The organism is Kutzneria viridogrisea DSM 43870 (genome assembly GCF_000525635.1).
GTDB lineage: Bacteria > Actinomycetota > Actinomycetes > Mycobacteriales > Pseudonocardiaceae > Kutzneria > Kutzneria viridogrisea.
Genome location: NZ_CP007155.1, coordinates 2,872,865 through 2,898,789 on the forward strand (window position 1 = coordinate 2,872,865; position 25,925 = coordinate 2,898,789).

The 25,925-nt window shown below is 69.9% G+C and carries 19 protein-coding genes and 1 tRNA gene; 8 read left to right on the forward strand and 12 right to left on the reverse strand.

Going from position 1 to position 25,925, the window contains the following annotated elements; translation table 11 throughout:
* From KALB_RS12850 to KALB_RS12860, 3 genes are read right to left on the reverse strand one after another with little or no spacing between them, the layout of a single operon-like run.
* On the reverse strand, positions 1-3,510 hold the full coding sequence (locus tag KALB_RS12850; protein ID WP_025356123.1) for a pPIWI_RE_Z domain-containing protein: 3,510 nt from the start codon (positions 3,508-3,510) through the stop codon (positions 1-3).
* Positions 3,503-4,606, reverse strand: a complete 1,104-nt coding sequence (locus KALB_RS12855) for a pPIWI_RE_Y domain-containing protein (RefSeq protein ID WP_025356124.1) — start codon at positions 4,604-4,606, stop codon at positions 3,503-3,505. Before KALB_RS12855 ends, KALB_RS12850 begins: the two co-directional genes overlap by 8 nt.
* On the reverse strand, positions 4,596-5,813 hold the full coding sequence (locus tag KALB_RS12860; protein ID WP_201771917.1) for a PD-(D/E)XK nuclease family protein: 1,218 nt from the start codon (positions 5,811-5,813) through the stop codon (positions 4,596-4,598). The genes KALB_RS12855 and KALB_RS12860 overlap by 11 nt, the downstream gene beginning before the upstream one ends.
* Before the next feature lie 483 nt (positions 5,814-6,296).
* On the opposite strand from KALB_RS12860, the gene KALB_RS12865 reads away from it, so the two are divergent.
* Complete coding sequence (locus KALB_RS12865) at positions 6,297-7,493, forward strand: serine/threonine-protein kinase (RefSeq protein WP_042220344.1); 1,197 nt, start codon at positions 6,297-6,299, stop codon at positions 7,491-7,493.
* Between the two features lie 387 nt (positions 7,494-7,880).
* Here KALB_RS12865 and KALB_RS12870 read toward each other — a convergent pair.
* A tRNA-Leu gene (locus tag KALB_RS12870) sits at positions 7,881-7,954 on the reverse strand.
* Positions 7,955-8,130: 176 nt separating this feature from the next.
* Between KALB_RS12870 and KALB_RS12875 the strand changes: the two genes are divergently transcribed.
* A complete protein-coding gene (locus KALB_RS12875; protein WP_025356127.1) occupies positions 8,131-8,742 on the forward strand; it encodes an ANTAR domain-containing response regulator in 612 nt (203 codons plus the stop codon).
* On the opposite strand, the gene KALB_RS12880 is transcribed toward KALB_RS12875, so the two are convergent.
* Positions 8,735-10,642 carry a fibronectin type III domain-containing protein gene (locus KALB_RS12880; RefSeq protein ID WP_081789318.1) on the reverse strand — a complete coding sequence of 636 codons (1,908 nt, stop codon included), beginning with the start codon at positions 10,640-10,642 and terminating at the stop codon, positions 8,735-8,737. The two genes, KALB_RS12875 and KALB_RS12880, sit on opposite strands and share 8 nt — an antisense overlap.
* 278 nt (positions 10,643-10,920) lie before the next feature.
* Here KALB_RS12880 and KALB_RS12885 point away from each other — a divergent pair, with 278 nt between their 5' ends.
* From KALB_RS12885 to KALB_RS12905, 5 genes are all read left to right on the forward strand, one after another.
* Complete coding sequence (locus tag KALB_RS12885; RefSeq protein WP_236650244.1) at positions 10,921-12,147, forward strand: branched-chain amino acid ABC transporter substrate-binding protein; 1,227 nt, start codon at positions 10,921-10,923, stop codon at positions 12,145-12,147.
* Between the two features lie 75 nt (positions 12,148-12,222).
* Positions 12,223-13,143 (forward strand): branched-chain amino acid ABC transporter permease, encoded by a 921-nt coding sequence (locus KALB_RS12890; RefSeq protein WP_025356130.1) that lies wholly within the window; start codon positions 12,223-12,225, stop codon positions 13,141-13,143.
* Complete coding sequence (locus KALB_RS12895; RefSeq protein WP_025356131.1) at positions 13,140-14,837, forward strand: branched-chain amino acid ABC transporter permease; 1,698 nt, start codon at positions 13,140-13,142, stop codon at positions 14,835-14,837. Before KALB_RS12890 ends, KALB_RS12895 begins: the two co-directional genes overlap by 4 nt.
* Positions 14,834-15,664, forward strand: coding sequence for an ABC transporter ATP-binding protein (locus tag KALB_RS12900; RefSeq protein WP_025356132.1), 831 nt, complete (start codon positions 14,834-14,836; stop codon positions 15,662-15,664). Before KALB_RS12895 ends, KALB_RS12900 begins: the two co-directional genes overlap by 4 nt.
* On the forward strand, positions 15,657-16,391 hold the full coding sequence (locus tag KALB_RS12905) for an ABC transporter ATP-binding protein (RefSeq protein ID WP_268872249.1): 735 nt from the start codon (positions 15,657-15,659) through the stop codon (positions 16,389-16,391). The genes KALB_RS12900 and KALB_RS12905 overlap by 8 nt, the downstream gene beginning before the upstream one ends.
* A 101-nt stretch (positions 16,392-16,492) precedes the next feature.
* Here KALB_RS12905 and KALB_RS12910 read toward each other — a convergent pair whose 3' ends face one another.
* Positions 16,493-16,888 carry a hotdog fold thioesterase gene (locus KALB_RS12910; protein ID WP_030110690.1) on the reverse strand — a complete coding sequence of 132 codons (396 nt, stop codon included), beginning with the start codon at positions 16,886-16,888 and terminating at the stop codon, positions 16,493-16,495.
* Between the two features lie 74 nt (positions 16,889-16,962).
* On the opposite strand from KALB_RS12910, the gene polA reads away from it, so the two are divergent.
* Positions 16,963-19,668, forward strand: coding sequence for a DNA polymerase I (gene polA / locus KALB_RS12915; RefSeq protein ID WP_025356135.1), 2,706 nt, complete (start codon positions 16,963-16,965; stop codon positions 19,666-19,668).
* Between the two features lie 181 nt (positions 19,669-19,849).
* On the opposite strand, the gene KALB_RS12920 is transcribed toward polA, so the two are convergent.
* The 6 genes from KALB_RS12920 to KALB_RS12945 all read right to left on the reverse strand — a co-directional run bounded on the left by KALB_RS12920 (position 19,850) and on the right by KALB_RS12945 (position 25,892).
* A complete protein-coding gene (locus KALB_RS12920; protein ID WP_025356136.1) occupies positions 19,850-20,698 on the reverse strand; it encodes an alpha/beta fold hydrolase in 849 nt (282 codons plus the stop codon).
* Positions 20,699-20,746: 48 nt separating this feature from the next.
* Positions 20,747-21,364, reverse strand: a complete 618-nt coding sequence (locus KALB_RS12925; RefSeq protein ID WP_030108869.1) for a TetR/AcrR family transcriptional regulator — start codon at positions 21,362-21,364, stop codon at positions 20,747-20,749.
* Entirely contained in the window at positions 21,361-23,295 is a 1,935-nt protein-coding gene (locus KALB_RS12930) for a YhgE/Pip domain-containing protein (RefSeq protein ID WP_025356138.1), read from the reverse strand. Before KALB_RS12930 ends, KALB_RS12925 begins: the two co-directional genes overlap by 4 nt.
* Positions 23,296-23,368: 73 nt before the next feature.
* Positions 23,369-24,031: a hypothetical protein gene (locus tag KALB_RS12935; protein ID WP_025356139.1), complete on the reverse strand. Its 663-nt coding sequence runs from the start codon at positions 24,029-24,031 to the stop codon at positions 23,369-23,371.
* A gap of 98 nt (positions 24,032-24,129) precedes the next feature.
* Entirely contained in the window at positions 24,130-25,056 is a 927-nt protein-coding gene (locus KALB_RS12940) for a GNAT family N-acetyltransferase (protein WP_025356140.1), read from the reverse strand.
* Positions 25,053-25,892, reverse strand: a complete 840-nt coding sequence (locus KALB_RS12945; protein ID WP_025356141.1) for a class I SAM-dependent methyltransferase — start codon at positions 25,890-25,892, stop codon at positions 25,053-25,055. Before KALB_RS12945 ends, KALB_RS12940 begins: the two co-directional genes overlap by 4 nt.
* Positions 25,893-25,925: the final 33 nt, after the last annotated feature.

Sequence of the window (25,925 nt, forward strand, 5' to 3'; positions counted from 1 at the left end):
TCACCCCTCCCCGGAGTCGGTGACAGCGCTATTCAGGTCGACTTGGTCGAGCATCTCGCACAAGGCCAGGTAGACGGGCTTGTAAAGCAGATCCGCAAGGTGCGCGTCCGCCAGGTCGACCCCGTCGTCGTCCGGCCTCGGGGCGAAGTACGGGCGCAGGGCTTCCCGAATGCCGTAAAGCAGGCTGGTCCGGACGTGGTCGCGCCGCACGGCTGACCGCCGGGCCACGGGTGCCTCCGCCGCAGCGCGCCTGCGGGCGAACTGCGCGTCGACGAACACGACCCGGGCGGCGACCCCGCCGCGGACGAGTCTGCCGATCACCTGCCAGAGGACGACCAACTGGTCCCAAGCGAAGGACCGCATCTCTTCCCGGCTCAGCGCGGAGTACGCGTACCGGCGGGTCAGCAGCCGCCCCCACCTGCTGCGCGCCATGGCCCGAAACTCCTGGGCGGCGGCGTCGAGTGAGTCGTGCGCGGTCACTAGTTCGGTCAGCGACGCAGGCTCGGAATCCGCCGGCTGGTATAGGCCGCGGGTGAAGCGGCTCTCCCAGTCGTTGACAGCGAGCACGGAGAGGCCGACGTCGGTGGGCACGGGATGCGGCCTGGTGAGCAACAGCGCCACGCCGAGCGCCGCCTCGTTGGTCTCGTGGTTGAGGATGTTGTGCCCTCGTTCGATGGCGAGCATTGGCGCGACGAGTACCCGGGCCATGGAGTCGGTGGCGAAGAGCCCCACGTCCCCGCGGCGTATCACCCCGGCCCGACCGAGGTCATCCGCGCCGCCGCTGACTGCTTCGGTGAGGTCGGCGTTGTCCGCCACGAGCGCCTTGACGTGGCCGTGCCATTCGGGCATGGCGTTCAACTGGTCCGCTGCGGCTTGGGCGTCCTGGTAGTTGCCGACGAGAAGCAGGGCGCGGTGCCTGTTGGGGTCTTCGACCGCCTGGATCTCCTCCTGTAGCGGCGACATCCCGCTCGGCCCTGCCTTGCCGAGCTTGTCCACCAGGGCCCGCAGAACCGACGGCCGGACCTTGCGGGACTGCCCGGAGAGGCTGATGGGCTCCCCGTCGTCGTCGTAGAAGAACCGCGTAGTGAAAACGGTGTCTCGCAACCGCTGCTCGGCCTCGGGTGACGGCCGGAGGACTGCGCCAACCGGGATGACGACGTGCGCTCGGGTGGATGTCCCGGCCCAACTGGTACCCGACAGCAGCAGCACGTGCGGGCCCCCGCGGCCCGCAGCGGTGTCGGCACCCAGTGCGGGAAGCGAGAACAGCAGTTCCCGGCCGACCCCGGTGCACCGGAAGAAGCGCAGCGTTCCAGTCATCCCGTCACCTGTGGCGTCCTGCTCGTCGACGACGTACTGAAAGCCCAGGACGTTGCCCATGGGGGACTCCGGCACGAGCGGCATGTAGTCCATCGGCGGTCTGCGGACCAGCTCGTTGTCCGTGGAGTCCAGTCGCATCGCGTCCTCGACCTGCGGCCACAGGTAGGTCAGCCGGTCCAGCCGGTGGTGCAGGGCCGACAGCAGCAACGTGAACTCCAGCTTGCGCACGAGGGAGTCGTCCTCTGCTGCTGGGCTGGGCTCGGTGTCCGTGCCGATCGCCCGCAGCTCGTTGAGCACCACGCCCAACCGTCTTGCGGCGGCCTGCGGGTTCAGCGTGTGCAGCAGGTCCTGCGTCGCTGCGGCCAAGCGGTCGGCCACGGTGCCGTAGGGGCCGTCATCGCCCAGCGGGTCGTCGCGGAACTGGTCGAACGCCACTTCAACCTGGCTGCGCGGTGACCTGGGGTCGTCCGCCGGGGCTGCTGGGTTCTCCGGCTCGGTGGCGGACTCGCCGTCGTCCGCTGAGTCGTCTGCCGGAAACAGCTCGGGCAGGATCTTCCCCTGCAGTGTCCAGGAGTTGAAGTACTCGATCCCCACCCACTCCCGCAGGTCCTTGTCCGCGATCAGCATCGAGTAGAGCAGGTTCGTGGCGCTGGTGACCACGGACAGCGCCACCTCCCAGTCCCGCACCTTGCGGTTGGACAGCTGCAGGCGGCCTGCTTGAGAGAGCTCGCGGATGTTGTGCGTGTGCAGGGTGTCTAGCCACGAATGAGGACCGCGGGACACGAGCGTGGCGGTAGGCGCGAACACCATGTCCAGGTTCATCATCACCCGGTCCGCTTCGTCGACGACGATGATGTCGCTGCGCAGGCATGCCAGTTCGAGTTGGCGCAGGCGCACCCCGCTCAGCTCGGAGGGGACCGGGCTCATGACCAGCGACGCCATCGTGGCGATCCACACGCCTGCGCCGACCTGATCGCGAGCAGCGCTGTGCTTCGGGCACCTGTGCCACAGCGGACAGCCCGACGGGCGCGGACGCCGCCGGTCGTCGGTATGGCCGTCCGCGTCGTAGAGCCGCGAGCACGGTGCGTCGACCGACCGCACCGGCCTTTCCGTGACGCGGAGGGCGTCGAGCGGGCAGGCGGTGCTCAGGTTTCCGAACCCGTTGTCTTCGTGGTGCCCGGCCAACAGCAGATGGCCTTTCGCCGCCAACCTGCGGTGCAGACCCTCGACGTGCTGCTCGCGTGTCGAGTACCCGATTATCGGCACGACCGCTCGCTCGCCGAGGAAACCGCGCAGCTCCTCCACAGTGCGCAGCTGATCGGCGACATCACTCACCACCAGCGTGATCCGCAGCGGCTCGTTCCGGCGGACCGCCCAGACCGCGAGCACCTTCATCAGCGTGCTCTTCCCCACCCCGACCATGCCGACCGCGTGCAGGAGCCCGTCGAGCCGCAGCACTTTGTCTTTGGTGTCTTCGATGAAATCGTGTCCGTGCGAGTCGCGGACAAGCAGCCGGGTGGACTGGATACTGGTGTGCCAGTTGGCCCGCCCGTCTTGCTCGGCGCACCCATCCATCCACGCGGCGGTCTCCTCCAGTTCGGCCCAGGATATGGCCAGGGGTGCGCCGTTCGTCGCAGTACGGGCCGTCAAGTCGTGCTGCGGGGACGTTCCCGGCTGGTCCGCGATGTCGTCCGGGATCTCGACCTCCACGCGCTCGTCGCGGTCGAAATAGTGGTAGCGGCCTGCTCCCGCCGGTGCGAGATGCCGATCGACTAGGTCGGGCAGCGTTTCCAGTGCCCGGTCGTAGACCTCGAACCGCTTGGTCAACGCGGTCGTCCCCGTCCACTCGAACGAGTCGCGGTCCTTGGCGAACCGGAAGGCGCGGAGACTGGAGTCCACTTCTTGGTAATCCCGAAGCGCCTGGATCCATGCACCCCGCCTGCGCAGGGGCCACAGGCGGTGCCGGACGCAGGTGATCATCCAGTGCTGCTCCGGCTTATCCGCCAGGCCTGCGACCTGGGCGAACGGGTAACCGCCCAGCAGTGCCCACACCGACGTCGGCGGCTGGCCCTTGTCGATCCGGTGCAAGAGGGTGAGGCCCAACTCGACCGGGCACAGCACCTCCAGCGGCAAGCTCAGCCTAGTTTGCCTGAGCTCATCGGCGATCTCGGAGTACCACTTCTTGCTACGCATGCCCGCTCTCCTTGCTGTGGCGGCGGACCATGTCAGTGAACTCCTCCTCTGAGCACACCTGCGGGGTTCCGGTCGCCACGGTGGCGTGCTCGCGGACTACCCGTAGGTAGTCGGGGTCGGCGTCGACCCTGTACTGGGCGACGACCCAGATCGCGGTGTCCGCGCCGTATCGGGACATCGCGACCGCGATTGCCCTGCCGAGCAGTACCGGGCTGTGCCAATCGACGATGAGCGCGGTCCACGCGTGTACACCGGGCAGCTCCACCCGCAGGTCGCCGGGTCCGTGCACCGGCCAACGCCTGACCGTCACCCCGGGTAGCTTCAGGCTGTTCGCTATGCGCAGAACCGTTCTGCCCGGGCCGGAGACAAACTGCCGGTGTTTTCTGCCCATCTGCATCAAGACCTTGGCATCCCAGTCCAGTGGAGCACCGGGGGACACCGCGCCTCCCGTCCCGCACTCCTCCCGCTCGCACCACCACGAGCCTGCGGCTGTCAGACGCAGCGGGGTGCTGCAGTTCGCACAGGGGAAGACCGCGCCGTCAATCTCGTACTCAAGCCCGATCGGGTGGTAGAAGTCGCCCAGGTGCTCGTCCAGCGCACCCAGCCTGTTGGCAAAACGCACGTTGTTGAGCAGATCGTTGGTGAGCACCGGGTGCGTCGCCAGCACGCCTCGCAACGTGCCGTACGCCGGAGCCTGGCTGTATTCGCTGGCGAGATCGGTCATCGTCGCCATCCGGCGCGATGCCTCCTGTAGTGGGTTGTCGGTCTCCGCGCAGAGCGCGATCTCATGGCAGAGCGCGGTCGGCGCACCTGACTCCGCGTCGACGAGGAACCCGTCTGCGGGGTAGACGCCGTCGGGCAGCGTCAACGGCCAACCTCCCAGGTGTCGCTCGTAGCCCCAGCGGACCAACCCCGGTACGGACTTGGGCGGGCGGGCGTATCGGCGCAGGCAGTGCAGCACGATCCGATCCAGAGCACGCTGGACCGTCGCCGGATAGGGCATCTGGAACACGGTCAGGTCGCGGAGCTCGTCGATCGTCACCAAAGCGCTCGCCACCGCGCCGAGCAGGTGCTCATCCTGGTTGTCACTGGTCACGAGGCGGGCCTCCTGCCTGCCCGGCCACGTACTGTGAACCCGGCGCGCACCAACGGCGGACCTCGCAGCCCGCGCAATCCCGTCCGGGTGTCGGCTCGTAGGCGGTGTCGGCCAGCAGCGGGCTCACCATCCCGCCAATGACCTCGCGGGCTTCCGCCACGACGACTGGGTTTCCGGGGTCCAACTCCTCCAAGGCACATCCGTTCGGGCGCAGTTGCTCGAGCTCGACCCGGGACCGTGCGGCGTCGCGCCCCAGTGCCCCGGAAGCCAGCATCAGGACCGCCAGAGCCAACTGGGGAACCTGCTGCAGCAGGGGGCGGTCGCGGGGCAGCCTGTGCATCGAGGTCTTGGTCTCCCGCCACACCCAACCGCCCGACCGCGGGTAGAGGAGATCAGGAGCGGCGATGAACACCACGCCCAGCCTCTCGTCGTGGACGACGACGAGGTTCCGCGGCTCGCCGTCGTGCTCCTCGACGTCGGGGAATGGGCATAGCGCGGAGTGCTGGGCCAGCATCCGGCTCGCTGTGCTGCGGCTCTCCTCGGAGAGCGCGGTGACGGCACCGTCCAACGGCTGGTCGGGCCCGCACCGACGGTGTTGGGAAGCACCTGTGTGACGATCCCGCAAGGCGGTGTCGACGGCCCTGCCCACGACGATCGGCTGGCTCTCGACGGTCTCGACGTCGCGGATGTGCAGCTGCATCAGCAGGTGGTATCGCGCCGGGCAGGACCGGTAGTGTCGCAGGTCAGTGACGGAGAGCGCTCGCTTTGGGCCGGGGACGGCGGGGACGTCCGGCAACAGGTCGACCGAGGGCAGTGCGACACACCCAGACGTCAGCATGCACTGCGCACAGTCCCCACCCGCTCGCCGTTCAGTGCCGTCGACGACCGCGATGAGTCTCGGCGCGACCTCGTTCTGAGCACGCTGGCGAACCTGCTCAACGGTCCATTCGGGGAACTGCTCGGCGACCGGCGACATCGCCCCGAACACGACCACACGCACGCGTTCCGGTAACGCCGGCCCGCCGAACGCGGCGACATTGGCCGCCGCCGCGTAGACGACCGAGGGCCGCTCCTTCGGAGTGGTGAGACCCAGTAGCCACATCTCCCGGACGGAACCGTCCTCGGACTGGTACCGGCGACCCCAGCAGGTCTGTTCGTAGCGGCGCACATCACGGTGGTCCGGGGGATCTCGGTGATGCACAACCACCCACTCGGATCGTACGGGACGTGGGCACCGAGTGGTAGCAGTCGCCTGGTGGGTCCGCCAAGCGGCACGGTAGTTGCGGAAAGCCTCGACCGACCAGGAAATCAGGCCAGGGTGAGCAGGAGCCGCACGGGAGCTGAATACTCCTCGCGTTTGCAGGAGTTCCTCGACGACGGCCTCATCGTCGTGTCCGGCGAACTCGACCCGGTCGAGAGCGGCCATGAGGGGGCCCAAGGTGAAGTGGCACAGCGCGGAAGCACCATAGGCGCGGGCCCGCCACGCTGGGCGCACCTTGATCGCCAGCGCCTGAGGGCAGCCCGAGGAACCGGCGTCGGTCGCGCTGACGCGGACCACCTGTCCTCGACTCCCCGTACCATCCCGATGGTGCGTGCCCCTGTGCTCTCCCGGCCTCATCGACGTGATTATCGGCGAAAGCGCCGGAAAGTTACGTGGATCGCGAGATTCAGTCGGCTAGAGTTCGCTTCCATGGCGAGTGGAGCGGACAGGCCCCGGGGGCGGCGACTGGTTCCCGGCATCGTTGTCGGCCACCAGTTTCAGGTGCGGGAGGAACTTGGAGAGGGCGGTATGGGGGTCGCTTACCTCGCGCGGGACCTGCGGTCAGGGAAGGAAGTGGTTGTCAAGGTCCCGCAGTTGCCGGGAACGGTTGATCTGGATCCCGGTGCCTATGAACGAACCATGAAGAGGTTCACCCAAGAGGGTCGGTTGCTGCGCAAACTCGACCACCCGAACATCCCAGCAGTGGTCGGCGACGGTGAGCACGGGTCGGTGCCCTTCATAGCGATGACCTACATTGAAGGAAAGAAGCTGACCTGTTATCGGAAGGTCAACCTGCCCAGGCGAACCGAGTTCGCCGCGATCGGCACGTCCGTCGCGAGGACGTTGGCCGCCTGCCACAGGGACAAGGTCCTGCACCGTGACTTGAAGCCTGACAACCTCATGGTCGGCGAGAACGGCGTGGTTTATGTGATTGATTTCGGCATTGCCTTGCCGTTGGACGGGGGCGCCTCGAGGTATACCAGGAATTTCGTTGGAACCGACGCTTACGCGGCGCCGGAGCGGTTCCGCAACCGCGAGCAGGTCGTGCAATCCGATTTATATAGCCTAGGCTGCGTATTCTACTTCCTGCTCACCGCTAGGCCGCCGTTCATCGAAGAAGGCGGGAAGTCATTGGAAAAGCAGCACCTAGAGGACCCGCCGGTACCACCGTCACGGCACGGCAGCCGGCTGCCCAGCGATCTAGAGGGCCTGACGCTGGGCTTGTTGGAGAAGGACATAGAGGACAGGCCGGAGATCGGAGACGTGCTCACCACCCTGGAGCCGTACCTGCCCGTCAACGGGGCACCCGAGCCCAATCCTGTGCTCCAACCCGACGTGACGATTCCCTATCGCACCCCGGACAAGGTCCGTCCACCGGAGGCGCCCGCCAAGAGCCGAACGCGCGCCACACAGCCGTTCCGCGCCCGGCAACGGCACGATTTCCTCACTGATACCGACATCACCGCGACCATCCAGCGCGCTACCACCGAACACGGTCGTGGCGACACCGCTGCCGCCGCCCAAACCCTGGCCGACCTCCATCGCCGCGCGATCGAGAGCTTCGGGATCGGTAACCCCAAGCTGGACCCCATCGAGGCGGCACTGGACCTCCTGGGCGGCCGTTGACTGCCGCCCGCGAAGCCCGGATGCCCCGACTATCGCGGCCAACCGGGTGGTTGCGCCTGCCAGCTCAGCCGCCCCGCATCCCAGTCCACCATGCCTGGACGGTCCGGGGACAACTTTGTCACCGCCCAACCATGCGTGTGTTCGAGAACAGCTGGCATGGGCAGGCCCTGGGCTGCTGCCCGGCTGAGTTGGTGCGCTGCGAGCGCCGCACGGGCACGCACTAGGCCCATGGGTGAGCCGCTTACCACTGCCGCCACGGCAGCACCGGTACCCGCGCACTCACCAAACCCCGAGACCTTCACAGTATCGCCAAACCTCCGCTGACAGCACCTCCATGGGGCACGTACTGGACCTGGTTTGACCTGCAGAAGTATTTGATCAGTTGAGTGCCCCCGGTCAGATTCGAACTGACACTGGACGGGTTTTGAATCCGTTGCCTCTGCCAATTGGGCTACGGGGGCCGTCTGCGTGGTGCTGATCGTAACCCGCTGGGGGCGGTGCGGGTGCGCCGGGGGTCCGTTCGGGTGGCCATCTGCTGGTCAGGGGTGTATGCCTGATCACGCCCTCGGGGTGACTCGTGTGGGCGGCCAGCTCGGTAAAATGCGTTTTCCGCCCCCGATCGACCAGGAGGAGCACGGTGACCCAGCAGGCTGCCGAGGCCCAGGCTCAGGCCCAGGGCGCTGCCCGTCGCGTGCTTGTCGCCGAGGACGAGGCGTTGATCCGGCTCGATCTCGTGGAGATGCTCCGTGAGGAGGGCTACCAGGTCGTCGGGGAGGCCGGTGACGGCGAGGAGGCGATCCGGCTGGCCGGTGAGCTGCGGCCGGATCTGGTGATCCTGGACGTGAAGATGCCGAAGGTGGACGGTATCGAGGCGGCCTCGGCGATCGCGGGGCAGCGCATCGCGCCGGTGGTCATCCTGACGGCGTTCAGCCAGCGCGAGCTGGTGGAGCGGGCGAGGGACGCGGGCGCCATGGCCTACCTGGTGAAGCCGTTCGCCAAGCGCGACCTGGTGCCCGCGGTGGAGCTGGCGATGAGCCGGTTCACGGAGTTGCAGGCCCTGGAGAACGAGGTGGCCAGCCTCAACGAGCGGCTGGAGACGCGCAAGGTGATCGAGCGCGCGAAGGGCCTGCTGATGAGCAAGCAGGGGCTGACCGAGCCGGAGGCGTTCCGCTGGATCCAGCGTACGGCGATGGACCGGCGTACCACGATGAAGGCGGTGGCCGAGGCCGTGGTGGACAACATCACCTGACGGTGAGCTGGGTCAGCTCGGACACGGGTGGTGCGGCCAGGTCGGCGGCGTATTCCCGGGTTTCGAGCACGTGTGGGCCGGGGCCGAGCACGTCGGCGCCGAGTACGAGGCTGTAGCGCCCGCCGAGTCCGGGCCCGTCGAGGTCGGTGGGCAGCCCGAGCACGAGTCGGCCGTCCAGCCACAGCTGGAGGCCCGCCACGCCGGCGACCCCGCCGCTGTCCCACTGGGCGACGGTGCCGGTGAGTGTCACGTCGATGGCCACGCGCTGGCCGCGGGACAGCTCGCCGGGGTCGATCGTGGCGCCCGCGGCGTCGTGCACCGTGGTGGCGATGGTGGGCAGACCGTCCACAGTGGTCTCAGCAGCACCGGGTCGTGTCGACGTGCCTGGCACGGGCCCACCGGGCTGGATCTCCAGGTAGCCCTCGACGACCGTCGCGGTGACGGGATCGCCGGTGTACCGCACGGTGTACGGGCTGAGCGGGTCCGGCCCGCCGGGTGCGAGCAGTGCCGCGGGCAGGTCGGCGTACAGGGTGACCTCGGCGCCGGCGGGCACACCGGGTCCGGGCACGGCACGGGTCAACGGCAGGCGGTTGTCGCCGAGTTGCAGCACCAGCCTGCCGGGGTCGAGCGCGCTGCCCGCCGACACGGTGAGCACGGCGCGCGCGGACCTGGCGCCCAGCAGCGGGGCACGGGACACGCCGATGTCCGGGGCCTGGTCCGCGCTGCCGAGCACGCGCTGGGTCGCGGGCACGATGGGCACCTCGTAGAGCTCGGGCATGGGCGCCGCGGGCCCGGAGAACCCGGCGGCGTCCACGTGCACGCGCGACTTCACCCCGGGCGGCCCGTTGAAGCCGAACAGCACCGAGGCGGACTTCCAGTCGGGCAGCACACCGCCGGTGGCGATCAGCTGGCCGTCCTGCGACACGCGCACGCCGGAGGTGGTCAGCACGACCTCGAACCGGTGCAGCACACCGACTCCACGCCGCGGCGCCGGCTTGGCGCCACCCGCGTCGGCGATCTTCGGCACGGTGTCGGAGGCCAGCACGCGGGCGCCGCTGTCGTTGACGACCACGCGCACCGTGCCCGAGGGCAGCGGGGCGTTGGGCGCCGAACCGATCCGGTCCACCGGCCCGGGGACGAGGTCCACGACGAGTTGTCCCGACGGCCCCGCGGCGTCGGTGATCACGGTGGCGCGGCCGAGTTCGCCGGTGCCGGGCACCGGGTCGTGCAGTAGCAGCGGGCTGCGCGCCCGCAGCACGGCCTGGTCGGTGCCGCACAGGAGCCCGAACACGAGCTGTCCGCGCCTGTCGCCTGTGCCCGGGTTCGCCTCCACGCAGCCCCGGTAGCCCGACACGTGCCAGCGCGAGCCGGGTGCGTCGGTGCGCAGGCCGGAGTCGTCGGCGAACTCGTCCAGCAGCCCGGTCAGCGCGGAGCGCCAGCCGGTGTCGCCCTGCCCGCGCGGGGTCGCGGTGATCTCGGCCGGTTCCGAACGGCGCCCGTAGGCGTCCACGGCGCGAACTCGCACTACATATGCGGTTCCCTCGGCCAGATTGCCGATCATGAACTCAGGGGGGATGGTCAGTTCGGAGTGTTCCGACTCGCCCGTTCGGCTCCAACGAACTTCGTACCCGATCGCGTTGACTTCTGACCAGTTCAGGCGTAGACCGCTGGGTGCGGAAGTGGCCACAAGTCCAGTCGGTGCGGGCGGGGGGCCACTTGGTTGCGGGGCGAGAACGTCATCGCTGGTGAATCTGTCAACTCGACGCGGTGTCGAATTGTCCATGGTTTTGGTGGCGGAGGGTGCACTTTCCACGTTCTGCACCGTTCTCACCAGCAGACCGGCCGTGACCAGCAGCGCGACCGCTCCCAGTGCCACGACCACGCGTTTTCGGGGCACCATTGGGGCGACGCTAGGCCACCCGGGGCTGCCGCGCCAGACGGTGTTGTCAACTTGAAATCGGCATTTCCCCGTGCGGCGGTTCTGTTACACAAGTGGCGTTGTGCACCGGCCTGATTGCGGAGGGTTCTCATCACGTTGCGGTCTGGTCACGAGACAGGCCCGCACGATGACTGTGACGTGGTTCATCGCCTAACTTCCGCGCAACCCCAAAACCAGGACGGGGTCAGACGGTCCGCGCGTATCACGCGACCGGGCGTTTGAAGATGAAGGGACGTCACGTGCGTAACCCGATGTTGAAGGGTGCCGTGCTGCTCGCCGGCGCCTTGCTGCTGGCAGCCTGTGGTACGAACAAGACCGAGAGCGGTGGCGGCGGCGGTTCGGCCACCTGCGACACCAGCAAGGGTTCGCTGACCGTCGGCGTGGTGGCCCCGCTCAGCGGCAACCTCTCCGCGCTGGGGCTGGGCATCCGCAACTCCGCCCAGTTGGCCGTTGACCAGGCCAACGCCAAGTGCGCCGTGAAGGGCTACAAGCTGGTCCTGGACCCCGAGGACGACCAGGCCACCCCGCAGATCGGCGCGCAGGCCGCGACGAAGCTGGCCTCGGACCCCAACGTGGTCGGCGTGGTCGGCACCCTGAACTCCTCGGTGTCGCAGAGCGTGCAGCCGATCCTGGCGCAGAAGAAGGTCGTTCAGGTCTCCCCGGCCAACACCAGCCCGACCCTGTCCAAGGGCGCGGACCTGACCAACCCCAAGCGCCAGTTCGACACCTACTTCCGGGTCTGCACCACCGACAACTACCAGGGCCCCTACGCGGCGGACTACCTGGTCAAGAAGGCGGGCAAGAAGAAGATCGCCGTCATCACCGACGGCAAGACCTACGGCAAGGGCCTTGCCGAGGAGTTCATCAAGCAGGCCACCAAGGACGGCGCGCAGATCGTCGACCAGGAGACCGTTGGCGAGAAGGACACCGACTTCTCCGGTGTGCTGTCCAAGGTCAAGCAGGCCACCCCGGACGCGATCTACTACGGCGGCGAGTACCCGGCCGCGGGCCCGCTGAGCAAGCAGGCCGCCGGGCTGGGCCTGAACGTGCCGGTGATGGGCGGCGACGGCATCTTCGACCCGAAGTTCATCGACCTGGGCGGCAAGGAGGGTGACCTGGCCACCTCGGTCGGCGCCCCCACCGAGGACCTGCAGAGCGCCAAGGACTTCGTGACCGCCTACCAGGCCAAGAAGAACAAGGACGAGTACGGCGCGTACGGCGCGTTCTCCTACGACGCGGCCAACGCGATCATCGGCAGCCTGGCCAAGACCCTGGGCGATGGCGGCACCTGGAGCGACTCCCAGCGTGACGCCCTGCTCAAGAACGTGGGCAGCTACAGCGCCCAGGGCGCGACCGGCTCGGTGGCCTTCGACCAGTACGGCGACAGCACCAACAAGGTGCTGACGGTCTACCAGGTCACCAGCGGCAAGTGGAAGGCCAGCCAGTCCGGGGCCTTCGAGGGGTGAGCGGCAGCTACTGACCTGAGTGACCACGCGGCGGGGGCGGGTGTGAGCCCGCCCCCGCCGCACATGGAGGTAGACGTGTTCGCAACCCTGATGCAGCAGATAGCCAACGGCATCGTGTTCGGCGCGCTGATCGCACTGGTCGCGCTGGGCTACACGATGGTGTACGGCATCGTGCAGCTGATTAACTTCGCCCACGGCGAGGTGTTCATGGTCGGCGCCTTCGGCGGCCTGGCCACCTACACCTGGGTGCTGCCCGCCGATGTCAAGCAGATCTGGTACGTGGCCCTGCCGCTGATGGTCCTCGGCGGTGTGGTGGTCTCGGTGCTGATCTCCCTGGCCATGGAGCGCATCGCCTACCGGCCGCTGCGCAACGCCCCCAGGCTCGCTCCGTTGATCACGGCGCTGGGGGTCTCGGTGTTCCTGCAGGAGGCCGTCCGGCTGTTCTACCCGAACGCCACCTCGGCGCAGCCCTTCCCGGCCACGTTCATCACCACCCCGCTGGTGATCGGACCGGTCACCGTCCCGGCCAGCGGCATCCTGCTCGTCGCCGTCTCGATCGTGCTCGCGATCCTGCTGCAGGCCTACGTCAACCGCTCCCGGATGGGCCGGGCCATGCGCGCCACCGCGCAGGACCCGGACACCGCGCGGTTGATGGGCATCAACCCGGACCGGGTCATCGTGGTGACCTTCGCGATCGGCGCTGTGCTGGCCGGTGTTGGCGGGGTGCTCTACGGGGTGTACATCAACAACATCGACAACCAGATCGGCTTCCAGAACGGCGTGTTCGCGTTCACCGCGGCCGTGCTGGGCGGCATCGGCAGCATCCGCGGCGCGGTGATCGGCTCGTTCGTCATCGGCCTGGTCAAGAACCTGGCCGACGTGCTGCTGCCCGGTGGCACGGCCTACGACTACGTGTGGATCTTCGTGCTGCTGATCGTGGTGCTGGTCTTCGCGCCGCAGGGTCTGTTCGGCGAGGCCGAGAGGGTGCGGGCATGAGTGAGGTCTCAACTGCCGGTAGGACCGGCCTGTTCCGCCCGCTGTCCACCGCGGGCGCCGTGGCGACCGTCCTCGGCGCTCTGCTGCCGTGGGCGACGTTCGTGTTCAACGAGGGCCCATACCCGGCCAAGGCCACGTTGCAGTTCTTCGACGCGCCCTTCGCGCTGTCCGGGTTCCGGCTGCACCTGATGCTGTTCGGCCTCGCCGCGCTGGTGGTGGGCTTCACCAGGCTGCCGGGCCGCGGCCGGGTGCTGCGCGCGCTCGGCTGGGGCGTGCTGGCCGTGTCCGCGGTCAACACCGTGTTCCTGATCTCCAACGGTGGCGGCTTCGGTGCGGTCAGCGCCTCCGACGGGGCGTTCGCCTTCGGCTGCTACGTGGGTCTGGCCGGTGGCGCGCTGCTGGTCGCCGACAACTGGCACGCCTCGGCGGAACCGTTGCCGCGCTGGAAGTTCAGCCTGCCGCTGTGGGCGGCGTGGTTGGTGCTGCTGGTGTCCTTCGGCGCCGTGCTGCTGCTGGTGGCCGCCACGCTCACCGCGGGTGGGCTCGGCGGCGCCGCCGACCCGTACGCGGGACCGGTGTTCCTGTCCTTCCTCGGCGCGGCGGGCGGTCTGCTCGGCGGTCTGCACGGGACGGGCCTGCTCAGCTGGATCGGCGAGCTGTCCGAGAAGCACCGGCTGTTCAGCGTGCTGGTGCTGCTGTTGTGCGCGCTGGGCCTGCCGCTGACCTCAGCGGGCAACGAGTACTGGATGACCGTGGCCGCCAACATCGGCGTCTACGCGGCCACCGCCATCGGCCTGAACATCGTGGTGGGCCTGGCCGGTCTGCTCGACCTCGGGTACGTGGCCTTCATGGGCATCGGCGCGTTCGTCGCGGCGAACCTGTCCGGTGCCGCGGCCTCCGCGCTGGGCATCCACGTGCCGTTCCTGCTCGCGGCCGTGATCGCTGCGGTGATCGCGGGCATCTTCGGTGTGATCGTCGGTTCGCCGACCCTGCGGGTGCGCGGTGACTACCTGGCCATCGTGACCCTGGCCTTCGGTGAGATCTTCCGCAGGGCCGCGCAGAACAACATCGGTGGGCTGACCGGTGGCGCCAACGCCATCCCGAACATCCCGCAGGTGGAGCTGTTCGGGCTGGAGTTCAACAACCCGGTCACCATCGGCGGCCTGCAACTGCCGGGCGGGGTGCTGTACTACTTCCTGATCGTGCTGCTGGTCGCGCTGACCATGGTGGCCTTCGGCAACCTGAAGAACAGCCGGATCGGCCGGGCCTGGATCGCCATCCGCGAGGACGAGGACGTGGCCCGCGCGATGGGCATCCGCACCGGCAAGGCCAAGATCCTGGCCTTCCTCACCGGTGCCACGCTGGCCGGTCTGGCCGGTGCGGTGTTCGCGCACAAGACCGCGACCGTGTCCTACGAGAGCTTCCAGTTCCTGGAGTCGGTGACCCTGCTGGCCGCGGTGATCCTCGGCGGCATGGGCACCATTCCCGGTGCGGTGCTCGGCGCTGCGCTGCTGTTCGTGCTGCCCGAGAAGCTGCGGGAGTTCAGCGACTACCGGCTGCTGCTGTTCGGCCTGGCGCTGGTCCTGATCATGCGGTTCCGGCCGCAGGGCCTGGTGCCCGACCGACACCGCAGGGCGGAGCTGGTCGCCGAGGACGTCGAGCTCCCGGCGGCACCGAAGGAGGCCACGGCATGAGTTCCGCACCGGCGCTGCAGGCGCGTGAGGTGTCGATGGTCTTCGGCGGCCTGCGCGCGCTCAACAACGTGTCACTGGAGCTGGCGAAGGGTCAGATCGTCGGGCTGATCGGGCCCAACGGCGCGGGCAAGACCACCTTCTTCAACTGCCTGACCGGGCTCTACACGCCCACCTCGGGCCAGGTCCTGCTCGGCGGCACGCAGCTGCCCGGGGACCCGGCCGAGGTCACCACCGCGGGCCTGGCCCGCACGTTCCAGAACATCCGGCTGTTCCCCAGCATGACCGTGCTGGAGAACGTCCTGATCGGGCGGCACGTGCGGATGAAGCAGGGCCCGCTGTCCTCGCTGCTGCACGGACCGGCCTTCCAGCGCGGCGAGCGGGCCGCCAGGGAACGGGCCCGTGAGCTGCTGGACTTCGTGGGGCTGAGCCGGGTCGAGGACGAGCTGTCCCGCAACCTGCCCTACGGGGACCAGCGCCGCCTGGAGATCGCCAGGGCGCTGGCCACCGACCCCTCGGTGCTGCTGCTGGACGAGCCCACCGCGGGCATGAACCCGCAGGAGACCGAGGCCGCCCGCCAGCTGATCTTCCGGATCCGCGACACGGGCATCTCGGTGGTGGTCATCGAGCACGACACCAAGTTCATCTTCACCCTGTGCGACCGGGTGACCGTGCTCGTGCAGGGCGAACTGCTGGTGGAGGGCACGCCCGAGGAGGTGCGCGGGGATCCCAGGGTGGTCGAGGCGTACCTGGGCAAGCCACCCGAGGAGGTGCAGGCCGTGGTCGAGGAGATCACCCACGGGTCCGCGGAAGGAGCCAGCGGTGAGTGACACCGTGCAGACGGGCAAGCCCCTGCTGGAGGTGCGCGACCTGTGCGTGGCGTACGGGGCCATCGAGGCGGTGCGCAGCGTGTCGTTCACCGTGCAGGCGGGCCAGATCGTCAGCCTGATCGGCAGCAACGGCGCGGGCAAGACGACCACCCTGCGGACCATCTCGGGGCTGCTGCGCCCGCGCTCGGGGCAGATCCTGTTCGAGGGCAGGCCCATCCACACCCAGCCGGCGCACGCCATCCTGGGCATGGGCGTGGCGCACTGCCCCGAGGGCAGGCGGCTGTTCCCGAAGATGACGGTGGAGGAGAACCTGCTGCTGGGGGCCTACACCCGCAAGGACGAGGGCATCGCCGAGGACGTCGAGCGGGTCTACGACCTGTTCCCGGTGCTCGGCGAGCGGCGCGGCAACAAGGCCGGGCTGTTCTCCGGCGGTGAGCAGCAGATGCTGGCCATCGGCCGGGCCATGATGTCCCGGCCCAGGCTGCTCATGCTCGACGAGCCGTCCATGGGGCTCTCGCCGATCATGACCCAGCGCATCTTCGACACCATCCGGGACCTGCAACGGTTGGGCACCACCGTGCTGCTGGTGGAGCAGAACGCGCTGGCGGCACTGGCCCAGTCCGACTACGCCCACGTGGTCGACCTGGGCCGCACCACGATCGAGGGCACCGGCCACGACCTGCTGGCCGACCAGCGGGTGCGCGACGCCTACCTCGGCGAGAACTGACCTGTCAGCGTGCCGTGAAGGTGGCTTTCACTGCGCCCAGCGCAGTGAAAGCCACCTTCGCTGCGTACGGGGGCCGGTCTACCGCAGCCGGGGTCGCCCGATCAGGTGGTCTTCGGCTGCTCCCGCAGGACGCAGGTCAGCCGAGCGGTGCACACGCGGCGCTCGTGCTCGTCGCTGATCACGATCTCCATGGTGGCCACCGTGCGGCCCACGCTCAGCGGGATGCACACGCCCGTGACCAGGCCGTCCTTGGCCGAGCGGTGGTGCGTGCAGGACAGCTCCAGGCCCAGCGCTATGCGGCCCATCCTGGCCGCCTGCTGGGCAGCCGTGATGGACCCCAGGGTCTCGGCCAGCGCCGCGCTCGCCCCGCCGTGCAGCAGGCCGAAGGGCTGGCGGTTGCCCGCCACCGGCATGGTTGCCACCATGCGGTCCGGGTTCCAGTCGGTGATCTGGATGCCCAGCTTGTCCGCCAGCTGCTCCACCGTGGGCAGCACCATCTCCACCCCGTCGGCTCGGGTCTCAGTCACCGCCACCTCCGCTCCTTGTCAGTGCCCCACCCTAGACTCGCGGCGTGACCGAGCCCGCAGCACGTCAAGACCAGTCCCGCCTGCTCCTGCTCGACGGCCACTCACTGGCCTACCGAGCGTTCTTCGCGCTGCCCGCGGAGAACTTCCGCACGATGACGGGGCAGACCACGAACGCGGTCTACGGGTTCACCTCGATGTTGATCAACTTGCTGCGCGACGAGCAGCCCACGCACCTGGCGGTGGCCTTCGACGTCTCGCGGGTGACCTTCCGCACCGAGGCCTACGCCGAGTACAAGGCGACCCGCTCGGCCACCCCCGACGAGTTCCGCGGCCAGGTCAGCATCATCCAGGACGTGCTCGGCGCGCTGGGCATCCCGGTGCTGACCAAGGACAACTACGAGGCCGACGACATCATCGCCACGCTGACCACCCAGGCGGGGGCCGAGGGCTTCTCGGTGGCCATCTGCACCGGCGACCGGGACGCGCTGCAACTGGTCACCGACAAGGTGACGGTGCTCTACCCGCGCAAGGGCGTGTCGGACCTGACCCGGTTCACCCCCGACGCGGTGCAGGAGAAGTACGGCCTGAGCCCCGCCCAGTACCCGGACTTCGCCGCGCTGCGCGGGGACCCCTCGGACAACCTGCCGGGCATCCCCGGCGTGGGGGAGAAGACCGCCGCCAAGTGGATCCGCGAGTACGGCTCCCTCGGCGAGCTGGTCGACCGGGTGGACCAGGTCAAGGGCAAGGTCGGCGAGTCGCTGCGCGCGAACCTGTCCAACGTGCTGCTCAACCGCCAGCTCACCGAGCTGGTCCGCGACGTGGAACTGGAGCTGCGCCCCGCCGACCTCGCGCTGCGCGCCTGGGACCGCGACCAGGTGCACCGCCTGTTCGACGAGCTGGAGTTCCGGGTCCTGCGCGACCGGCTGTTCGCCACCCTGTCCAGTGCGGAGCCGGAGGCCGACGAGGGCTTCGAGGTCAGCGGCGGCGTGATCGCCGCGGGGCAGCTCGCCGACTGGCTGGCCGAGCACGCCCGCACCGGGCAGCGGGTGGGCCTGGCCTTCCGCGGCAAGTGGGGCGGCGGCACCGGGGACCTGGAGGGCCTCGCCCTGGCGGCCGCCGAGGGCGAGGGCGGCTACCTGGACGTCACCGCGCTGACCGAGGCCGACGAGCAGGCGCTGGCCGCGTGGCTGGCCGACGCGTCCGTGCCGAAGGCCGGGCACGACCTGAAGGGGCCGCTGCACGCGCTGCGGGCCCGCGGCTGGCAGGCGCAGGGCTGGACCGCCGACACCGCGCTGGCCGCGTACCTGGTGCGGCCGGGCCAGCGCTCGTTCGAGCTGGACGACCTGGCGCTGCGCTACCTCAAGCGCGAGCTGCGTGCCGAGGAGGACAACGGGGACGGCCAGCTCTCGCTGCTGGGCGACGAGGAGGCCGACGCCGAGAAGGCGGCGACCGCGCTGATCGTGCGGGCCAGGGCGGTGGCCGAGCTGGCCGACGCCCTGGACGTGGAGCTGGGCAAGATCAACGCCGCCCGGCTGCTCACCGAGCTGGAGCTGCCGCTGCTGGGCGTGCTGGCCGAGCTGGAGGGCGCGGGCATCGCCGTGGACCTGGAGCACCTCACCGAGCTGGAGGTGCACTTCGGGGCGCGGGTCAAGCAGGCGGCGCAGGACGCGTACGGGGTGATCGGCAAGGAGATCAACCTCGGTTCGCCCAAGCAGTTGCAGGTCGTGCTGTTCGAGGACCTCAACATGCCCAAGACCAAGCGCACCAAGACCGGCTACACCACCGACGCCGAGGCCCTGCAGAACCTGTTCGAGCAGACCGCGCACCCGTTCCTTCAGCACCTGCTGGAGCACCGGGACGCGACCCGGCTCAAGACCACTGTGGACGGTCTGCTCAAGTCGGTGGCCGAGGACGGGCGCATCCACACCACGTTCAACCAGATGATCGCGGCCACCGGACGGCTGTCCTCCACCGAGCCGAACCTGCAGAACATCCCGATCCGCACCGAGGAGGGGCGCCGCATCCGGCACGCCTTCGTGGTCGGCGGGGACTACGCCGAGCTGATGACCGCCGACTACAGCCAGATCGAGATGCGGATCATGGCCCACCTGTCCGGGGACCAGAGCCTGATCGAGGCGTTCAACTCCGGCGAGGACCTGCACACCTTCGTGGCCTCCCAGGCCTTCGCCGTGCCCGCCGAGGAGGTCACCGCCGAACTGCGCCGCCGGGTCAAGGCCATGTCCTACGGCCTGGCGTACGGCCTGTCCGCGTACGGCCTCGCCTCGCAGCTGCGGATCTCCAACGAGGAGGCCCGCGAGCAGATGGACGCCTACTTCGCGCGGTTCGGGGCGGTGCGCGACTACCTGCACTCGGTGGTGGAGAAGGCCCGGCACGAGGGCTACACCGAGACCGTGCTCGGGCGCAGGCGCTACCTGCCCGACCTGAACAGCGACAACCGCCAGCGCCGGGAGATGGCCGAGCGCATGGCGCTCAACGCCCCGATCCAGGGCAGCGCCGCCGACATCATCAAGGTCGCGATGCTCGGGGTGCACAACGCGCTGGCCGCCTCCGACCTGCGCAGCCGCATGCTGTTGCAGGTGCACGACGAACTCGTGCTGGAGGTCGCCGAGGGCGAGCGGGCCGCCGTGGAGGCGCTGGTGCGCGAGCACATGGGCAACGCGTACACTCTGGACGTACCTCTTGAGGTCTCCGTCGGTGTCGGCCGCTCCTGGGACGAAGCCGCCCACTGACCCCCGTGCTGAGCGGGACTCGCGCTCCAACCCTCGCGAGTCCCGCTCTCCTGCACCCGAGTCCCGCCCTGGGGCACGCGAATCCCGCTGTGCAGCGGTTCAGCCGCTGACGGGCCGGGTGCGCAGGCCGCCCACCAGCAGGCGCAGCGGCGCCCAGGTGCGGGTAGTCACCCGCCGCCCCTCACCCCGTGACGATCCCGCTGAGGATCTCCACGACCGCACCTGGGCGCCGGAGGAAACCGCTGTGGCTGCTCTCCACGGAGTGCACCTCGAACGGGTTGGCCGGAGTGAGCGCGTCGGCCTCGGCGATGTAGAGGTTCTGTGCCGCCAACGGCATGGACCTGTCCTGGGTCAGCCGGACGAACGTGCGGGGGATCCGGCCCCAGGTGTCCTTCTCGGCCCGGTGGTCCCATTCCGGATCGTTCTGCCACAGCACCTCGTCGGGCTGCGAGCTGCCGATGGCCGCGAGGAACTCCTGATCACTGAGGTCGGCGCCGATCGCGTTCTTCAGTGCCGCGATCGTCGCCCGGTCGGCGCCCCGCCAGTTCAACCGGATGAAGCCGAGCTCTGCCGGGTTGCCCAGGATGATCGACGCCGTGGCGGGCATCAGGTCGGTGCTCGCCCACTCGGGGCGGGTGAGGTATTCGCCGGGCGCCCGGTCCACGGGGCACTGCGCGGCGATGTAGACGAGGTGGTCGACCAGGTCGGGAACGGCGTTGCCGACACCGGTGAGGACGAGCCCGCCGAAGCTGTGGCCGACGAGGACGACGGGTCCGTGCTCACGAACCCGGCGTACCACGTCCACCACGTGCCCGATCATCTGCGCGGCGGTGACTTCAGCCGCGGCCGAGGGCTCGGCGGCGAACGCCACCAGGTCCTGCACGTGGTACGCGGCGGAGAACCCCGCACCGCGCCCGGGCAGGTCCACCGCGAGCGTGCGGTGCCCGCGCAACGTCATCTCCTGCTGGATCCGCGACCAGGAGCGGGCGCCACCACCTGATCCGTGTACGAACACGTAAGTCGGAGTCACGGGAGTCAGTGTGTCCGAGGATCGAGCGCCGAACGGCGGTTGCGCCCCTCAGGGCTGATGACCCGGCCCATTGGGGTTGCGCTCGCTGACCCCTCGGACTAACAGGATCACCGACTCGCGGACCTCCTGCTTGCTGCGCTGCGGCTGGAACACCTGCCAGTCCAGCGCCACCACGAGCAGGGTGCCGAACAGGGCCGCCGAGGCGGTGCCGACCTGGACCTCGGGCGGCAGCGCGCCCACGTCGGCACGGCGCTGCACCACCTGCTTGACGATCGCCACGATGTCGTCGCGCAACAGGCTCAGCGTGCCGTGCCACTGGCCGGGCGTCCGCCACATCTCGCTGACCAGCAACTGGGCGAAGGCCGGGTACTCGGCGAAGAAGTCCAGCGCGCCGTCGACCAGCGCCTCCAGCGCGGCGGCGGTGTCCTCGACCTCCTCGGCGGCGCGCAGCCGGGTGGCCAGCAACTGCACCCCGTGCCGCAGCAGGGCGTCGACCATGCCGTCCTTGCTGCCGAAGTTGTAGTACACGGTGCCCTTGGCGACACCTGCCTCGGCGGCGATCTCGTCCACCGTCACCCCGGCCGCACCACGCTCGCCCACCAGGCGCAGCGCGGCGTCGAACAGCTTCTGCTTGGTCGCGGTGGTGCGACCGGGGCGGGGTTTCACAGCACCAGTTCCGGCTTCAGGCGAGACACGGTCCACACCCTTTGCTTGTACGCGGCCAACGTGGACAGCGCCAGACCCACCAGGAGGTAGCCGCCGATGACAGCGATGTCGGCGCCCATCCCGTCCAGGCTGCCGCCGTACAACAGGTGCCGCATCCCGTCGACCACGTAGCCCAGCGGAAGCGCCAGGTGCAGCGGCTGCAACGGGGCCGGGATCGTCTGCCAGGGGAACGTGCCGCCCGCGGTGGTCAGCTGGAGGACCAGCAGCACCAGGCCGAGGAACTTGCCCACGGCGCCGAGCAGCGCGTTGAGGCCGTGCAGCATGGCGGTGAACGCCAACCCGGTCAGGACCAGGAAGCCGAGCGTGCCCAGCGGGTTGGCGGGGTGCACGCCGACCAGCGTGGTGACCACCGCGAACAGCAGCACCACCTGGGCCGCGCTCAACAGCGCGGCGGGCAGCCACCCGCCCAGTGCCACCACGAGCGGGTGCTGGTTGGCGGCCAGCGCGCGGCGGGACAGCGGGCGCAGCAGCAGGAACAGCACGAACGCGCCGATCCACGTTGCCAGGCCGAGGAAGAACGGGGCGAGCCCGGCCCCGTAGGTGCCAGCGGTGGACTGGCCCAGGGTCTGCACGGCCACCGGGTCGCCAATGGTGTTGGCGGTGGCGGTGCGGGTCGGGTCGTTGGGGTCGGGGATCTTGTTGATGCCCGCGTTGAGCCCGTCGCGCAGCTGCACGCTGCCGTCCACGAGCTTCTTGGTGCCGGTGGAGAGCTGGGCCGCACCGCTGGCGAGCTTGTCCCCGCCGTCCACCGCGGTCTTCTCCCCGTCGCGCAACTGCACGGCCCCGGCGTCGGCCTTGGCGATGCCGTCCGCCAGCTGGGGTGCGGACCCGGCCAGCTGCGCCGCACCGGCGGCCACCCTGCGCGAGCCGTCGGCGAGCTGGTTGAGCTGCCCGGACACGCCCTGCACCTTGCCGTTCGCGTCGTCGATCGGCTTGCGGGCCTGGTCCAGCACGCTCAGCGCCTGGTTGACCTGGTCATCGGTCAGGCCCAGCGCGTGCAGCTTGGCCGAGATCGCGCTGCGCTGGTCGTTGAGCCCGTTGACGAACTGCTGCGAGGCCCCGGCCAGCACCTGGCCGCCCGCCGCCACCTTGGCGTTGCCGTCGGCGACCTGCTGCGCCCCGTCGGCCAGCTGCTGGGACTTGGCCGGCAGCTCGGCGGTACCGCTCTTGAGCTGGTCCAGACCGGAGGCCAACTGGGTCGCCCCGTCGAGCAGCTTGTGCTGTCCGGTGGACAGCTCGCTGCTGCCACTGGCCAGCTGGGTCGCGCCGTCGTTGGCCTTGGCGATGCCGTCGGCCAGCTGGGTCGCCCCGTCGGCGGCCTTCGCGGTCTGCTCGCGGATCGTGGAGAAGCCCAGCAGCAGTTGGTCGGCCGCCTTGCTGCCGACCTTGGTCGCCACCGCGGCGCGCACCGTCTCCACCACCTTGTCGGCGATGGTCCGCGCCACGTAGTTGTTGGAGTCGTTGGTGGTCAGCTTCAGCACGCCCTGGCGCGGCTTGAAGTCCGCGGAGGAGGCCAGCGCCTGGGAGAAGTCCTCGGGCAGGGTCAGCGCGAAGGTGTACTTGTTGTCGCGGACCCCAGCCTCGGCCTCGGCGTCACTGACCCGGTGCCAGTCGAACTTTGGCTCGCGCAGCAGCTCGTCGGCCACCTCGTTGCCCGCGTTGAGCTGCTTGCCGTTGACCTCGGCGCCCTTGTCGTCCACGACCAGGGCCACCGGCAGGGAGGTGAGGTTGCCGTACGGGTCCCAGTTCGCGTACAGGTACATCGCCCCGTACAGCAGCGGCACCAGCACCAGCGCCAGTACGGCGATCTTGGGCAGTCGTCCCGCCGTGATCCGGCGCAGTTCGTTTGCCGCGAGGCGTAGCGGACTCATCGCCGCACCTCGCTGACGCTCGGCGCAGCGCTTCGCCCGGGCCCTGCGCTCAATGGTGAACTCGCGAGCTCGTTCACTGCTCTTCCTCCTGGTGCGAAGCGAAAGCGAGGGTCGGCGGCTGCTCCTGCACGCCCAGCCGCGCGGCGGGTACGTCCAGCAGCCGGGCCGAGGTCTCCGAGCACAGCACCACCACGCCGAGCCCGCGCTCGGCCTGTCGGCAGGCGGCCGACCACCAGGTGTGCGGACCGGCCCCGTGCCGGTCGGGCAGCACCAGGGTCAGCACGCGAACGCCGGGGCGCTGGGCGGCCAACTCGATGAGCAGCCCCGTGCGCAGCTCGGCGGGCACCGACTCGAACCGGGTGCGCTGGTGCTGGCGCGCGTCGTGGGCGAGCAGCCAGTCCGACACCGCCTTGCGGCCCGCGGGCTGCCCGGCCATGGCCAGCTCCTCGCCGACCACCGTGGCCAGCGTGAGCGCGTCCTCCGGCGCGGACACCTCCGGGGCGTCGACGAGCGCGACCGCTCTGCGCAGCGCCGGGTCGTTCGCGGCACCGTCCAGGTGCACGGTGCCGACGCTGGGCCGCATCCGGCCGGACACGGCCAGTGCGAACGCGGTGTGTCCGGTGCCGGGCTCCCCGGCCACCAGTGCGAGCTCGCCCTCCCGCACGCGCAGCGAGGTCGGGTGCAGCAACGGGCCGTGTGCTCCGTCGACGCCGACGCTCTGGGCGTGGATCTCCACCAAGCCTCCTTGAACTGACTGGTCAGTACAAATAGTTGCGTACACCAACCGACCAGTGCAACTCCGACCACTGTGATCCGAACTCTAGGCCGTACGGGCTACCGCAACCCGGCGGCGGGCCGGACCTCCCACTGGGTCCACAGCGGCCGGTAGCCCTGCCTGGGCCAGAACACCGAGGAGAGCGGGTTCGCCGGGTTGTAGTGCAGGTAGTGGGCCGTGGCGCGGTGCCGCAGCGCGACCTCGTGCACCACGGCCATCAGCTGCTGGCCGATGCCGCCGCGGCGGGCGCCGGGCAGTACGGAAAGGCAGCCCACGTAGCCCCAAAGACCCGGCCGCAGGTGCCTGCTGGTGCCCAGCGAGGGGGTCACCGGCACCACGGCGCACTCGGCCAGCGCCAGCGCGACCCCGTCCTGCTCGGCCAGCCACAACTCGTCGGGACGGATCAGCCGGTCGGCGAGCATGACTCGCTTGAGCTGCTCGGCGTCCGGGCGCAGCACGGCGGCGCCGACCATCGCCGAGTAGCGCAACTCGGCCATGGCCAGCTGCACCGCGACCTCCAGGTCGGCTGGGGTCGCCCGGCGCACCTGCACGCTCAGCGGGCGCGGCGGCACCGGGTTCGCCGGGCGCACGGCCACCACCGTCAGCGGTTGCAGGCCGTGGTCCAGCAGCGCCCTGCTGGCCGCCACGTCCCGGCTCGGCCAGGTGAGCACGCAGGCGGTGTCCCCGTCGAGCGCGCCCAGCCCGTCGAGGTGGCGCCGCCAGGCCCGCAGCAGCGCGTCCATGCCCGCGGTCCCCGCGTCGCCGAGCAGCGGGTGCAGCTCCCAGGTGCGCCGCGCCGACCACAGCGAGTGCGCGGTGCCGGGGCCCGCCACCGACTCGGTGACCACCCCGGCCACCCGGCGCCCGTCCGGCAACGCGGCCGTGATCACCTCGCCGGGGCCGGGGTGCTCCGGATCGGGCAGTTGCGGGTCCACCGAGGCGAACCACTCGGCCTGGGCCGAGAGCAGTCGGTCGGTGACGGTCATGCCGGGCGGCGGCAGCGGAAGATCGCCGTGCCGGGGAACAGCCTGCCGCGCAGCGGGCTCCACTGGCCCCACTCGCGGGTGTGCCCCTGCGGCCACTCCGGCTCGACCAGGTCCTCCAGCGCCAGCCCGGCCCCGGTGATCGCCCGCACGAAGTCGCCCAGCGTGCGGTGGTGCTCCACGTAGGTGGCCCGGCCCTGCTCGTCCACCTCCAGGTAGGGCGTGCGGTCGAAGTAGGACTGCACGACGGTCAGCCCGGTGGGGCCCGGGTCGTCCGGGAAGATCCACCTCATCGGGTGGGTGACGGCGAACACCCACGGGCCGCCCGGCCGCAGCACCCGGGCCACCTCGCGCATCACCGTGCCCACGTCGGCGACGAAGGGCACGGCGCCGAAGGCCGAGCAGGCCGCGTCGAAGGAGCCGTCGGCGAAGGGCAGCTGGTCCGCGCTGGCCTGGACCAGGGGCAGTGCGATGCCGGTCTCGGCGTTGCCCGCCCTGGCGTGCCGCAACATGCCCGCGGAGATGTCCAGCGAGACCGCGGCGGCCCCGGCGGCCCGCAGCCAGCGCCCGCAGGAGGCCGAGCCGCAGCCCACCTCCAGCACCGACCGGCCCGCGACCTCGCCGAGCAGCCCCAGCTCGGCCTCGCGCAGGCCCTCCGGGCACCACACCATGTCGGCGAGGCCGAGGAAGTCCCCGTGCTCGGACTGGTAGTCGTCGGCGTCCGCGTCCCACCAGGCGATACTCGCCGCCCGGGACTCGGCGGGGCCCACTCCGCGCTTGGCACTGCCGGTCGTGCCGAGGGCGCCCTCGGCCCCGGCGTAGCGCGCTTCCGTGCTCACACTGCTCCTTCTGGGGACCGGGTTTGCCCGGTC